This is a genomic window from Huijunlia imazamoxiresistens (assembly GCF_037132455.1).
Classification (GTDB): Bacteria; Bacteroidota; Bacteroidia; order Chitinophagales; family Chitinophagaceae; genus Flavisolibacter; species Flavisolibacter imazamoxiresistens.
Window position 1 is genome coordinate 138,466 of sequence record NZ_JBBBEI010000009.1, and the last position, 14,809, is coordinate 153,274.

The 14,809-nt window shown below is 59.0% G+C and carries 5 protein-coding genes; 4 read left to right on the forward strand and 1 reads right to left on the reverse strand.

Features of this window, described 5'->3' with window-relative positions; translation table 11 throughout:
• Positions 1–376 precede the first annotated feature (376 nt).
• Positions 377–4,573 (reverse strand): hybrid sensor histidine kinase/response regulator transcription factor, encoded by a 4,197-nt coding sequence (locus tag V9K67_RS13145; protein ID WP_336723162.1) that lies wholly within the window; start codon positions 4,571–4,573, stop codon positions 377–379.
• A gap of 400 nt (positions 4,574–4,973) precedes the next feature.
• Between V9K67_RS13145 and V9K67_RS13150 the strand changes: the two genes are divergently transcribed.
• The 4 genes from V9K67_RS13150 to V9K67_RS13165 are packed head-to-tail and all read left to right on the forward strand — an operon-like array spanning position 4,974 to position 14,773.
• Positions 4,974–8,171 (forward strand): SusC/RagA family TonB-linked outer membrane protein, encoded by a 3,198-nt coding sequence (locus tag V9K67_RS13150; protein WP_336723163.1) that lies wholly within the window; start codon positions 4,974–4,976, stop codon positions 8,169–8,171.
• Between the two features lie 9 nt (positions 8,172–8,180).
• Positions 8,181–10,088, forward strand: coding sequence for a RagB/SusD family nutrient uptake outer membrane protein (locus V9K67_RS13155; protein WP_336723164.1), 1,908 nt, complete (start codon positions 8,181–8,183; stop codon positions 10,086–10,088).
• Positions 10,089–10,136: 48 nt separating this feature from the next.
• Complete coding sequence (locus V9K67_RS13160) at positions 10,137–12,968, forward strand: SusC/RagA family TonB-linked outer membrane protein (protein WP_336723166.1); 2,832 nt, start codon at positions 10,137–10,139, stop codon at positions 12,966–12,968.
• Between the two features lie 32 nt (positions 12,969–13,000).
• Positions 13,001–14,773, forward strand: a complete 1,773-nt coding sequence (locus V9K67_RS13165; RefSeq protein WP_336723167.1) for a RagB/SusD family nutrient uptake outer membrane protein — start codon at positions 13,001–13,003, stop codon at positions 14,771–14,773.
• The last annotated feature ends 36 nt before the right edge of the window (positions 14,774–14,809 follow it).

Consider the following 14,809-nt stretch of genomic DNA (forward strand, 5'->3'; position numbering starts at 1 on the left):
AATACCCTGGTTTTTTTATTCAGGGACGGCTGTCCAGCCTTACCCTTTTAGGTGGATGGACCAGGGTAAAGAGGAAGCCCGCAGGGCTTCACTGTGAATAGCCCCGGGTGCAACCCGGGGAATGGCCGAGGTTTATCACGACAACCCCGGATGGGGTTGATTGTGTCCTGCTTGATTTATAAAAGGTTTCAATCCTGAAAGATTTTTCGAAAAGCCTTTCTAGTCCCGGATTGCTTGTATGTTGAGGGTCCCACAATCAACCCCATTCGGGGTTGTCGTGATAAACCTCGGCCATTCCCCGGGTTGCACCCGGGGCTATTCACAGTGAAGCCCTGCGGGCTTCCTCTTCATGCCAGTCCATCCACCTAAAAGGGTATTAGGAATCGGCCTTTTTGCCTTCGGCGCCTTTCCGCATCCGGTTCATGTATTCCGAGGGCAGCATATCGTATTTGGCTTTAAAGGACTTTGCAAAATAGTTGGGCGTGGCAAAGCCCACCGAATAGGCCACCTGCGCTATGTTCATGTCGCTTTTCTCCAGCAGCACGGCCGCTTTCTCCAGCTTCACCGAGCGGATGTATTCCACCGGGGTCTGGCCCGTCAGCTCCCGCAGCTTATGATAGAGCGATACCCGGCTCATGCCCATCTGCCGGCTCAGGTCCTCCACGGACAGTTGCGAGTTGGTCAGGTTCTCTTCCAGGTACACCATGACCCGGTTCAGGAACTTGGCATCGTCCGATTCAATCTCCACTTCGGGCGTCAGCACCTTGATCTGCTTGGTATAGGTGTCTTTCAGGGTGCGGTTCAGCACCAGCAGGTTGTTGATCTTGGCGTTCAGCACCTCGAAGTTGAATGGCTTGGTGATATAATCGTTGGCCCCGGTTTCCAGCCCCTTGATCTGTGCCTCTTCCCCCGTCAGGGCCGTGAGCAGGACCACCGGGATATGGCCGGTCCGTTTATCGCCTTTGATCTTGCGGCAGAGTTCGATGCCGTCCATCAGGGGCATATGGATGTCGGTGACGATCAGCTGCGGGTGGTGGGCCAGGGCTTTTTGCCAGCCTTCTTTGCCGTTGGCCGCTTCGTATACTTTATAAAAAGCCTTCAGGTTGTCTTTGAGGTAAAACCGGAAGTCCTCGTTGTCCTCCACCAGTAAAATGGACGGAAGGTTGGACAGCACCGGCGCGGCGGCTGCGGGCGCTTCGGCCGGCTCGCTTACCGTTTCGGGTTCGACGGTTTCTTCCGGCACGGGTTCCGGTTCGGAAGCCGGCAGGAGCGGCGCTTCGGCTTCTGCAGCGGGTGCTTCGGCACTGGTGGCCGGTTCCGGCAGGGGCGTGAAAGGCAGGTGGATGGTAAAGGTGGTGCCCTGGCCCGGCTCGCTGGCCACCGCTATGGTGCCGCCGTGCAGGTGCACGAACTCCCGGGTGATGGCCAGGCCGATGCCGGTGCCCTGGTTCAGCACGGCGGCCGTGGTATCGCTTTGAAAGAAGCGCTCGAAGATCAGCGCCTGCTTGTCCGCGGGAATGCCGATCCCCGTATCGCAAACCTTCAGGGAGACCCAGTCGGCCCCGGACGGCTGCGGCAGGGGTTCCAGCTCCAGGCGGATCGAGCCGCCGGCCAGCGTAAACTTAAAGGCATTGGACAGCAGGTTGAACAGGATCCGCTCCAGCTTGTCCCGGTCAAAGGCCGTGTACAGCCGGTCGATGCTGCTTTCAAAGGTGAAGCTCACCTTTTTCCGTTCGGACAGGTCCCGGAACGAGTCGGAGACCTCGCGGGTAAAGGCCACCAGTTCGCCTTCGGATGGCTGCAGCTTCAGCTCGTGTTCTTCCATTTTCCGGAAATCCAGGAGCTGGCTTACCAGGTTCAGCAGCCTGCGGGCATTGCGTTTGATCATCTGCAGCTGGCCGGAAGCCCGTTCGTTCTTTTCCCCCGTCAGCAGCTGGTCCACCGGCCCCATGATCAGGGAAATGGGGGTGCGGAACTCGTGGCTCAGGTTGGTAAGGAACTTGATCTTCAGGCGGTCCAGCTCGCGTACCCGTTCCGCTTCCCGGCGTTCCTGTTCCAGCCGCTGGCGGGCCTGCAGCCGCTCCTGTTCCAGGGCGAATTTCCGCTTCAGCCGCTGGATGCCCTTGTGCCGCAGGTAGGCGACCAGCCCCGCCAGCGCCAGCACGTAAAAAATGTAGGCAGGTATCGTGCGCCAGAAGGGGGGATGGACAAATATTTTAATGGAGGTCTCCGCCGAATTCCAGGTGCCGTCGTTGCCGGCCCGTACGTGGAACACATAGGTGCCGGGATCGAGGTTGGTGTAGGAAGCGGTGGTGGCCGTTCCCACGTTGTTCCAGCCCTTGTCGAAGCCTTCCAGCTTGTAGGCGTACCGGTTTTGCTCGGGGGTGGTATAGTTCAGGGCCACAAAGCCCAGGGAGAAGTTTTGTTTGTAGTCCAGGTGGATCTCCCGGGCCACCGAAATATGTGCGGCCAGGGGACCTTTTTCGGAAGGGGCCACCGGCTTATGGTCCACCCGCAGTTCGGTCAGCAGGATGGAGGAGACGTTCTTGTTTTCTTTTTGCTGCCCGGGGTCGAAGTAGTTGAAGCCTTCCAGGCCGCCGAAGAACAGGGTGCCGTCCGAAGCGCGCAGGCCCGCTCCCCGCACGAAGTTGTTGTGCTGCACCCCGTTGTGGTAGGTGTAGTTGGAAAAAAGCTTTGCCTGCGCATCGAAGCTGCAGATGCCTTTGTTGGTGCTGGCCCAGATCTGCCCGCGCCGGTCCTCGGCCAGGGCGTATACGATGGTGCCGGGCAGGCCCTCTTTTTCCGAAAAGGTAGCGAAGCGGTTCGTTTTCCGGTCCCACCGGCTCAGGCCCCCGTTCAGGGTGCCGGCCCAGATGTTGCCCTGGCGGTCCTCCAGCAGCGACAGCACCGCGTCGGCGGCCAGCTGGCGGGTGCTCTTATTATAAATGGTGAATCGGCCGGTTGCCGGGTCAAGCACCGTGATGCCGCCGCCATGGGTGCCCAGCCAGATGCGGCCGTCGCGGTCTTCCACGATGGCCCGGATGTAATCGCTGCCGGGCAGCTGCCGCTCGTTGGGCCCCGAGGGGTGCGACACGTATTTGAGCACCAGCTGGTTGTCTGCATTGAACACATGGACGCCCTCGCCGTTGGTGCCCACCCAGATGTTGCCATGGCGGTCTTCGCGGATGGAGAACAGGTCATTGGAGGAGAGGTCTTCCGGGCGGGGGCCCCGTTTCAGCTGGCGGTAGGCGCCGGTGGCGGGGTCCAGTATAAAGAGGCCGTTGCCAAAGGTGCCGATATAGAGCAGGCCTTTGCGGCTCATTTCCAGGGTCAGGATGGACAGGCGATCCCGCCCCGCCTTGCCCTGGGGCTGCAGGGGAAACTGCCGAAAGACCTCGGTTTGCCGGTTGAACAGGCTCAGGCCGCCGCCGTCGGTGCCCACGAACACGTTCCCCGCCTTGTCTTCGGCAAAGGAGGTGACCACCGGGGCGTTGAGGCCCTTTTCGTCAAATACGTTGGCCTGCTTTAAGTGAAAGAGGTTCAGGTTCCGGTCGTATTTGTTGACGCCGCCCTGGAAGGTGCCCAGCCAGTAGATGCCGCCGTTGTCGATGTACACGCTGCGGATGGACTTGTCGGTCAGGCTGTGGATATTCCGAAGGTCGGGGGCATAGCGGGTGACGGCGCCGGTTTGGGTATCCAGGATATTCAGGCCTTCTTCGGTTCCCAGCCAGATGCGGTTGCCTTCGGTGGCGAGGGCATAAATATGGTTGCTGCTGAGGGCGTTGGGGGCGCCGTCGGCGGGCGTATAATCTATAAAGGTGCGGGCGCCGGCCCGCAGCAGGCGGATGCCGTCGCGGGTGCCTACCCACAGGTTGCCTTTTTGATCTTCCGCCAGGGCCAGCACGGAGTTGCGGCGGGCGGCAGGCGTTTCGCCGCCGGGGGCCAGCACCTGCTCGCAGCTGCGGGTTTGGGGCCGGTACAGGTACAGGCCTTCTTCCGATCCTACCCACATGCGGTGGCGGCTGTCTTCAAAGACGCAGGTAATGTTCCGGTTCGCCCCGGGCCGGCCGGGGGCCACCCTTACGGGCGACAGCTTGCCGGTGGCGGAATCCAGGATCGTCAGCCCGCCCCAGTGGGCGACCCATACCTTGCCCTCGTGGTCGCGGAAGACGCTGCGGATCACGCCGTTGTCGCCATTGGTCTCCATATCCAGGGGGTAGCGGGTAAAGGCGTCCTTCTTCCGGTCATAAAGGGCCAGGGAGCGGCTGTTGGCGCCCACCCATAAATTACCCGCCCGGTCTTCGTGCAGGGCCAGGATCTCGTTGGAGGGAATGCTGGAGGGGTCGCCGGGCCGGTGGCGGTAAACGGTAAAATTGGTGCCGTCAAATTTGTTCAGGCCGTCTTCGGTGGCAAACCACATCAGCCCCAGGCGGTCCTTCCGGATGTCGTTGATGGTATTGGAGGAAAGGCCGTCCTTGGGCCGCAGGGCCGTAAAATTAAGGGGCTGGGCTCCTGTGCGGAGGGCCAGTTGCAGCAGGCAAAAGCAGATGGTCAGGAATCGTTTCAGGAACATAGGGCGCAATAGCAAGCTTTAAAGCGGCGGGGGAAAACCGTTAAATAATCAACTGCAAATATATGTAATACAGACGGTTGTTGGCGAATGGAACAAATGTTTATCCTGAAGGGCTACAGACCGTTCCAGGGACGGGGCTAACAATTGTTCCATAGGTTTTAACATAAGTGGCTGCCCCGGTTGCAGGCGCTGACTACTTTTATTGCCGGAAGTGAAACCACGATGGCACTCCGGTTCCAAACGATTACTGATACAAAAAACTAAAAGTTTCTGCCATATGAAAAGAGTTACCTGACCCCTCCTTTCCGGAGTCCCGCCGCTCAGGCGCCCCTCCGATCCTTTTAATAGATGCACCTGCCCACCTTCCGGGCGAATCCTAAAACTTAATTCTAACCACAAGATGAATCAACGTAAACGAGGCCTGCCGCCCGGCGGGACCCGGCTGGCATTGAAATGCCTGATAGTAGCCAACCTCCACCTGCTGTCCCTTGTTCCCCTTTCCGCCTTTGCCGGCACCAACCCCCCGGCCCCCTGGGAGCAGCAGTCCCCCCGTTTTGCCGTTACGGTCAGCGGGAAAGTTACCAATGAAAAAGGCGAACCGCTGGCCGGGGCCAGCGTCACTGAAAAAGGCACGACCAATACCACGGTCACCAGGGAGGACGGATCCTTTACCCTGACCGTCAAAAGCGCCCGGTCGGTGCTGGCCATCTCTTATGTAGGCTATACGGTAAAAGAAATCGGCGTCGCCAAAGAGCTCACCGGCCTGCTGGTGCAGCTGGCCCCGCAGACCCAGGCCCTGGAAGACGTGGTGGTGGTGGGCTACGGCCGGCAAAAGAAAGAAGGCGTGGTGGCCGCGGTAAGCACCACCACCGGTGCCGTGCTGGAGCGCGCCGGCGGTGTTTCCAACATCGGCGCCGCCCTGACCGGTAACGTGCCGGGCCTCGTCACCATGCAAAGTACCGGCCTGCCCGGCGAAGAAGACCCGCAGATCCTGATCCGCGGCGGGGGTACCTGGAATGGTACGGCCCCGCTGGTGCTGGTGGACGGCGTGATCCGCCCCATGACCAGCGTGGACATCAGTTCGGTGGAATCCATCACGGTGCTGAAAGACGCCTCCGCAACGGCGGTTTTCGGTTCCCAGGGTGGTAACGGGGTGATCCTGATCACCACCAAGCGCGGCCAGGCCGGGAAGGCCTCTATCCGGGCCACGGTGAACACCGTCATGAAACGGCCTTCGAAGCTGCCCGGCAAATACGATTCCTACGATGCCCTGCGCATTCGCAACGAGGCCATCGAGTATGAGCTGGCCGCCTCTCCCGCCTCCTGGAACGAATACCTGCCCCAGGCGGTCCTGGACAAATACCGCAACCCGGCCAACCAGGCCGAGGCGGAGCGTTATCCCAACGTGGACTGGGCCAAAGCCCTGTTCAACGACCACGCCTGGGCCAACAACGCCAACCTGAATATCAGCGGCGGCAACCGGCTGGTGAAGTACTTTACCAGCGCCGATTACCTCTACGAAGGCGACCTGTTCAAAATATACGACAACAAAAGAGGCTACCAGCCCGGTTTCGGCTTTAAACGGCTGAACGTGCGCAGCAACCTCGACTTCCAGCTGACCAACTCCACCCTGTTCAAAGTGAACCTTTCGGGTTCGCACGGTACCCGGAAAAGCCCCTGGGGCTTCACCGGCAACCAGTACGGTCCCTGGATCGATGCCTACACCACGGCGCCGGACGTGTTCCTGCCCGTTTATGCCGACGGCTCCTGGGGCTACTACGCACCCAGCGAAGGCAGGGCCGAGAACTCTGCCCGTTCCCTGGCCATCGGCGGTATCCAGTACCAGACCACTACCCGCCTGAACACCGACTTCAACCTGGAACAGAACCTCGACATGCTGGTAAAAGGGCTGAAGTTCAACGGTATGTTTTCCCTCGACAACACCTTCCTGGAAAGCAACCGCGGTGTCAACGACCTGTTCAACGATACCCAGCGCAAGTGGGTCGACCCCGAAACAGGGGCGGTACTCTACCGGCAGGCCTTTGACGGGGTGACCAACTTCGACTTCCAGGAAGGCATCAAGTGGGCGTCGGCCCCCGGCTCTGCCACCCTGAGCCAGCGCCGTACGTTTTACCAGTTCCAGCTCAATTATGCCAAAACCCTGGCCGGAAAGCACAACATTACCGCCATGGGCCTGATGAACCGCAATATCACGGCAAACGGCAGCGAAGTGCCCCGCTACCGCGAGGACTGGGTGTTCCGTACCACCTATAACTATAATAACAAGTACACGGTGGAATACAACGGGGCCTATAATGGTACCGACCAGTTTGGCTCCGAAAACCGCTTCGGCTTCTTCCAGTCCGGCGGGGTCAACTGGATCGTTTCCAATGAACCCTTTATGCGCAACCTGAAGGCGCTCAACCTGCTGAAGCTGCGGGCTTCGTACGGGGAAGTGGGCAATGACGCTCCCCTCGGGAATAACCGCTGGCTGTACCAGACCCAGTGGGTCTATAACGGCAAGGCCCGGCTCGGGATGAGCAACGAGGCCGCGGAGCAAAGCCCCTTTACCTGGTATTATGTAGGCGCGGAAGGCAACCCGAACATCCAGTGGGAAGTGGCCCGGAAAATGAACGTCGGCGCCGACTTCGAACTGTTCAAGGGCCTGGTGCGCGGTAAGGCCGACATCTTCCAGGACAAACGCTCCAAGATCCTGCTGGGTACCCTGCCGGTTCCTTCCTACTTCGGTGCCACGCCCCCGGTGGTGAACCTGGGTAAGGTAAACTCCAAGGGGTATGAGCTGGAGCTGCATGTGAGCAAGCTACTGGCCAACAAGATGCGCCTGTATACCGACCTGAACATGACCCATACCGAGAACAAGATCATCGAGGCCGCCAACCCGGAGCTGCTGCCGAACTACCAGAAAAGCGAAGGCTTTGCCATCGGCCAGACCCGCAGCTATGTGAGCAAGGACTATTACCAGACCTGGGATGACCTGTATGCCAGCACCGTCCACAATACCAATGACGACAAGAAGCTGCCCGGCAACTACCACATCGTGGACTACAACGGCGACGGGGTGATCGATTCCCGAGATGAAGTTCCCTATGGTTTTTCCGGCGCCCCCCAGAACTCCTACAACGCCACCTTCGGCTTTGACTGGAAAGGCTTCAGCGCTTTCGTTCAGTTCTACGCGGTGAACAACGTTACCCGCCAGGTGGTGTTCAACAGCCTTGCCTCGCAAAGCCACACGGTGTTCAACGAAGGCACCTACTGGTCGAAGGACAACCCTACCGCCGATGTGCCCATGCTGCGCTGGCTCACCACGCCCGCCGGCTATTACCGGGGTACGCAGTACATGTACGACGGTTCGTATGTGCGCCTGAAGAACGCGGAGATCGCCTACACCTTAAGCGGCGGCCTGGTCAAAAGGATGCACCTTTCCAGCCTGCGCATTTACCTGAACGGCAACAACCTGTACGCCTGGAGCAAAATGCCGGACGACCGCGAATCCAACTTCGCCGGTACGGGCTGGGCCTCGCAAGGTGCCTATCCGACCGTGAAGCGTTTCAACCTCGGTGCTAACCTCAATTTCTAAACTACGATTATGAAAAATTATATAAAGATTGCTTTGGCCGCTGCGGTGATGACCACTTCGCTGGGACTCACTTCCTGTAAAAAATTCCTCGACCGGGAACCGCAGGCCATTGTATCGGATAAAGACGCTTTTAAGAACTATACCAACTTCCAGGGCTTTACAGAAGAACTGTACCACTGTATCCCGGATTTTACCAACGGCTACTGGACCAACTCCTGGAACTGGGGTGAAGACGAGATCCAGTCCACCGCCCGCGATTTCCACTTCGTGGTGAAGATCGACAACGGCGATTTCTGGGGCTGGCAGTCGCAGTTCGACGGCTGGCAGGCCGGCTGGATGGACCGCAACAGCAACTCCACCAACGACGACCGCTTTGCCAAGTCGCTGTGGAAGCTGGGCTGGTACGGCATCCGCAAGGCCAACATGGGCCTGGAAAACCTCGATAAGATGACCGACGCCACCCAGGAAGAAAAGAACTTTATCAAAGGACAGCTGCTGTTCTTCCGCGGCTGGTTCCACTTCCAGTTCATCCAGTATTTCGGCGGCCTTCCCTATATCGACCACCTGATCGCGGCCGACGAGAAAATGGAATTACCCCGGCTGAGCTACCACGAGAGCGCCGAGAAGGCAGCCCAGGATTTCCGCCAGGCGGCCGACCTGCTGCCGGTAAACTGGGACAATACCAAGACCGGCGAGCGCACCCTGCGGAAAAACCAGCTGCGCATTAACAAGATCATGGCCCTGGGCTACCTGGGTAAAAACTACCTGTGGGCCGGCTCCCCGCTGATGAACAAGGTGTCCACCGGCAACGCCTCCTACAATGCCGACTACTGCAAAAAAGCGGCGGCGGCCTTTGCCGAGCTGCTGCAGCTCACCGAAAGCGGGGAAGCGCCGTACAGCCTGGTGCCCTTTGCGCAGTATTACCTCAATTTTTATACGACCGGTCAAAACTGGGCCATGCCCGGCGGCACCGAAGCCATCTTCCGCGGGCCGTATTATGGCGCCAACAACTCCAACTGGGGTACCTCCAAGCAATACCAGCCGGCGCCGGTAATTGAAGGGGGCGACGTGAAGTTCCTGCCCACGGCCAACTACGTGGATAATTACGGCATGGCCAACGGCCTGCCCATCAAGGACCCCACCCAGGCCGACACCGAATCGGGTTACGACCCCCAGTACCCCTGGAGAGGAAGGGATCCCCGCTTCTACAACGATATCGTGTACGATGGGGTAAAAACCGTTCAGGGCGGTATTCCGGCTTCCGATGCGCCCACAGCGGGCAAACAGGATTCCATTCGCTATGCCAACCTGGCGACGAACGGCCTGTACCGCAACATCAGCACCGGCAGCCGCACCGGCTACCTGCTGTACAAGTTCATTCCCATCACCGCCAACAAGTACGACAACGGCTACAGCTATGATAAAAGCCTCAACATCCACCTGCCGTACATGCGCCTGGCCGATGTGTACCTGATGTACGCCGAAGCCGCCGCCATGGGGTATAACGCGCCCAACGGCAAAGCCGAAGGTTTTGGCAAAACCGCCGTGGACGCCATCAACGTCCTCCGCACCCGCGCCGGCGTAGGCCCTGTGGCCGCCCAGTTCCTGGGTTCGACCGAGGCGTTCCTGAGCGAGGTAAGGCGCGAACGGGCCGTGGAGCTGGCCTTCGAAGGCCACCGCTTCAACGACCTGCGCCGCTGGCTGCTGCTGACCCAAAGCCCCTACACCCTGAAAAAATCGCTGGAGTTCGACCGGGCCGGGGCCATCAACACGGCCAATCCGAAGGAGAACAAGGTGCTGAACCTGCGCGAAGTGACCATCCTGGAACGCAAGTTCACCGACAAGCATTACTGGCTGCCTTTAAAGAACGCCGATGCCAACATGTACCTGGAGTTCCGTCAAAACCCGGGCTGGTAAACCGGGACCTGTATCCCAAAACCTGAATTACTAAACGAGAAAATCACAATGAAGCATATAAAAACAGTATTGGTGGCCGGTATGGTTGCCGGGCTTTTCCCGGCTACCCTGTTCGCTCAGGATTCCACCACCATAAACACAGGCAGCGCTGCATCCAATGAAAAGGTGCAGGTTGCCTTCCGCAAGGAAGCAAAACGGGATGTGCTGGGTGCCGTATCATCCGTAAATGTCGCGGAGCTTTTAAAACAGAATTATACCACCTACAGCCTGGAGGGCATGGACGCCCTGGCGGCCGGCTTCAACGGCAACAGCATGTGGGGCATGGGCGGTTACCTGTTACTGATCGACGGCATTCCCCGTGAAGCCACCAACGTACTGCCCACCGAGATCGAGCAGATCTCCTTTCTGAAAGGCGCCGGTGCCGTGGCCCTCTACGGCAGCAGGGCCGCCAAAGGCGTGGTGGCCATCACCACCAAAAGGGGACAGCAGGGCAAAATCCAGGTCAATGTCCGGGCCAATGCGGGGGTCCATACGCCCAAGGCGTTCCCCAAATACCTGGGCTCGGCCGAGTACATGACCCTGTATAACGAGGCCCTCCGCAACGACGGGCTGCCGGCTATGTACAACGACGAAGCGATCTATAACCATGCTTCGGGGAAAAATCCGTACCGCTATCCCAGTGTGGATTATTATTCTTCGGACTACCTGAAAAAGACCTACAACCGCTACGATGCCACCGCGGAAATTTCCGGGGGCAATGAAACGGCCCGGTATTATACCAACATCGGCTACCAGACCACCGGCTCCCTGCTGAACTTTGGCCAGGGGAAAAACAACGGCTCCGAACGGCTGAACATGCGCGGGAACATTGATGTAAACATCAACAAATACATCAGCGCCAACGTGGATGCGGCCGCCATGTTCAACACCGGCAAGGGCGTGAACACCGACTATTGGAACAGTGCCGCCAACCTGCGGCCGAACCGCTTCTCGCCCCTGCTTCCCTTAAGCATGATCGAAGCGGACGACTCCCTGGCGCAGCTGCTGGTAAAGAACAGCAATAATATCATTGGCGGCCAGTATATGCTGGGCGGCACCCAGCTGGACCAGACCAATCCTATCGGCACCATATACGCCGGCGGCACCAACCGGGCCATCAGCCGCCAGTTCCTGTTCAATACGGGGGTGAAAGCGGACCTGGGCAATATGCTGAAAGGGCTGACCTTCCATACCGCCTTTGCCGTGGACTACGCCACTTCGTACAACCTGTCGTTCAACCCTACCTATGCCACCTACCGGCCGATCTGGAACAGCTATTCCGGCACCGACCGGTTCTCCCTCACCTCGAACAGCGGTGACAAATTCGGCGTGGACGGCAATAACGGTATCCAGAGCGTCAGCAACAGCTGGTACCGCCAGACCATCGCCGCCAACGGCCATTTCGATTATGCCAACAGCTTCGCCGGACAGCACCATGTCTCCGCCATGCTGCTGGTGAACGGCTACCAGCAATCCGAATCGGGTGTGTACCAGCGCACCACCAATGCCAACCTGGGCCTGCAGGCGGGCTATAATTTCAACCATAAATATTACGTGGATTTCAGCGGCGCCCTGGTCAATAGCGGCCGCCTTCCCGAAGCCAACCGCACGGCCTTTAACCCGACGGTGTCCCTGGGCTGGCGCCTCAGCAACGAAAAGTTCCTGGCCAACTCGCCCGTGGTGAACGACCTGAAACTGACCGCCTCGGCCGGTATCCTGCACACCGACCTCGATATCCCCGAATATTACCTGTACCAGGGCTATTATACCGGGGCGGGCCAGTGGTATGGCTGGAAGGACGGTACCGGTATCCAGGCCACCGAGTCGCGCCGCGGCGACAACCCGGACATGGTATTCCCCAAAAGGGAAGAAGTGAACCTGGGCGTGGAAGGATCGTTCCTCAACAACCTGCTCCGTGTGCAGGGATCGTTCTTCGTGAACAAAATGACCGGCATGGTCACCCAGGCTTCCGCCCTGTATCCGGCCTACTTTACCACCGGCTTCCCGTCCTCTTCCTTTATCCCCTGGGTCAACTCCAACGACGACAAGCGCGTGGGCTTTGACTTTGCCGCCAACCTGAACAAACAACTGGGAGCGGTGAACTGGTCGCTGGGCGTGATGGGAACCTATTACAATACCACCGCCACCAAACGGGCCGAGATCCCCATGGAAAGCTACCGCTTCCGCCAGGGCAAGGCCGTCGACGGCATCTGGGGCTTGGAGAACCTGGGCTTCTTCAAGGACCAGGAAGACATCAATAAATCGGCGCAGCAAACCTTTGGAACGGTGAAGCCCGGCGACATCAAGTACAAGGACCAGAACGGCGACAACATCATCGATATCAAGGACGAGGTGTTTCTGGGGAAAGGCGGCTGGTACGGCGCCCCGCTGACCCTGGGCGTGAACCTGTCGGCCAAATGGAAGAACCTGAGCTTCTTTGCCCTGGGCACCGGCCGGTTCGGACAGTTTGCCCTGAAGAACAGCTCTTATTTCTGGGTAGACAACCAGGATAAATACTCCGTGGTGGTCCGGGACCGCTGGACCCCCGAAACGGCTGCTACCGCCACTTATCCCCGCCTGACCACCGCCAACAGCGACAACAACTTCCGCTCTTCCGACTTCTGGATGTACAGCCGCAACGCCTTCGACCTGTCGAAGGTGCAGGTTTCCTACGACCTGAGCGGTCAGCTGAAGTCGAAAAAAATCGTGCGCGAGCTGGGCGTCTATGTCAGCGGCTTCAACCTGCTGACCCTGTCTCCCGAACGCGATGTCCTGCAGCTCAACGTAGGCAGCGCCCCGCAAACCCGATTGTTCAACCTGGGCGCAAAAGCTACCTTCTAAACCTGCCGTTTCACACAAAAAGACCTATTAAAATGACAAAAAATATCCTGATCGCCCTGGCCGCCACCCTGGCCCTGGGCGGTTGCAAAAAGCTGACCGATCCCGCTATCGAAAATTACCGGCAGCTTGATGAAACTACATACATACCCAGTGATGCCCGCTTTCCGTTCGGCATCCTGCTCAACGGCTACAACCGCATCCCCACCAACTCCTGGTCGTTCAACGACGTGGCGACCGACGATGCCGTTTCCAATGACCGGAACAATGCGTTCCTGAAACTGGCCAACGGGCAATGGACGGCCAATAACAACCCGCTGGACCAATGGACCAACAGTTATGCCGCCATCCAGTACCTCAACCAGATGCTGGTGGAGGCCGACAAGGTAAAATGGGCCACGGAAGAAGCCGCCAGCAACCTGTTTGCCAAGCGGATCAAAGGGGAAGCATATGGGTTGAGGGCCCTGTTCCTGTTCCACCTGCTGCAATCCCACGCCGGCGTGTCGGAAAGCGGCCAGCTGCTGGGCGTTCCCATCAACCTGGAACCCCAGGGCGCCAGCTCGAATTTCAACAAACCCCGGGCTTCCTTTGCCGATTGCATGAAGCAGATCTATGCCGACCTGGACAAAGCCGAGGAACTGCTGCCCCTGGATTACGATAACGTAAACAGTACCGGGCAGATCGACCCCAAGTTCGGTACCCTCACCACCGTACAGTACAACCGGGTATTCGGAACGGCGTTCCGCGGGTTCCTTACCGCCCGCATTGCCAAAGCCATCCGGGCCAAAGCGGCCCTGCTGGCAGCCAGCCCCGCTTATGCCGCCGCCAATGCCACCACCTGGGAACAAGCGGCCACTTTCGCCGCCAACGTGCTGAACCTCAAAGGCGGCCTTTCCGCCCTGGCCCCCAACGGTCTTACCTGGTATTCCAATACCTCGGAGATCGCCGGCCTGGCCGACGGCGCCAACCCGCCCGAGATCCTCTGGCGGAACAACTACGGCGACAACCGCGACCTGGAACAGCAAAACTATCCGCCCTCCCTGTTCGGCAACGGGCGGATCAACCCCACCGAAAACCTGGTGCAGTCCTTTCCCATGGCCAACGGTTATCCCATCACCGATGGGGCCAGCGGATACAATCCTAATGCGCCCTACGACAACCGCGACCCCCGCCTGAAGCTGTTCGTGCTGGTGAACGGCGGCACCGCCGGGCCGAGCAACACCGTCATCAATACGGCGGCCGACGGTCCCACCAACGATGCGCTGAACCGCGTGGAAACTTCCACCCGCACCGGTTACTACCTGCGCAAGCTGCTGCGCCAGGACGTGAACCTCAACCCGCAGTCGGCCAACAACCAGCGGCACTACAAGCCCCATATCCGCTATACCGAAGTGTTCCTGATCTATGCCGAAGCGGCCAATGAAGCCTGGGGACCCACCGGAACGGCAGCCAACACCCCGTATTCGGCTTACGATGTGATCAAGGCGATCCGCAGAAGGGCAGGAGTGGGCACCACCAACGGCGACCCCTACCTGGAAGCGGCCAAAGGCAGCAAAGAAGCCATGAGGGCGCTGATCCGCAACGAACGCCGCCTGGAGCTCAGCTTCGAAGGATTCCGCTTCTGGGACCTGCGCCGCTGGAAAGAGGCCCTGAACGTGCCGGCAAAAGGCACCAGCATTCAGGCCGGGAAGTTCAACTCCATCCAGGTGGAAGAACGGGTATTCCAGAACCACATGATCTATGGCCCCGTTCCCAACAACGAAATCCTGAAGTTTAACGCCTTGCAGCAAAACCAGGGCTGGCATTAATCAGGGCCCCTGGCAAATCTTGAATCTTATTAAAAA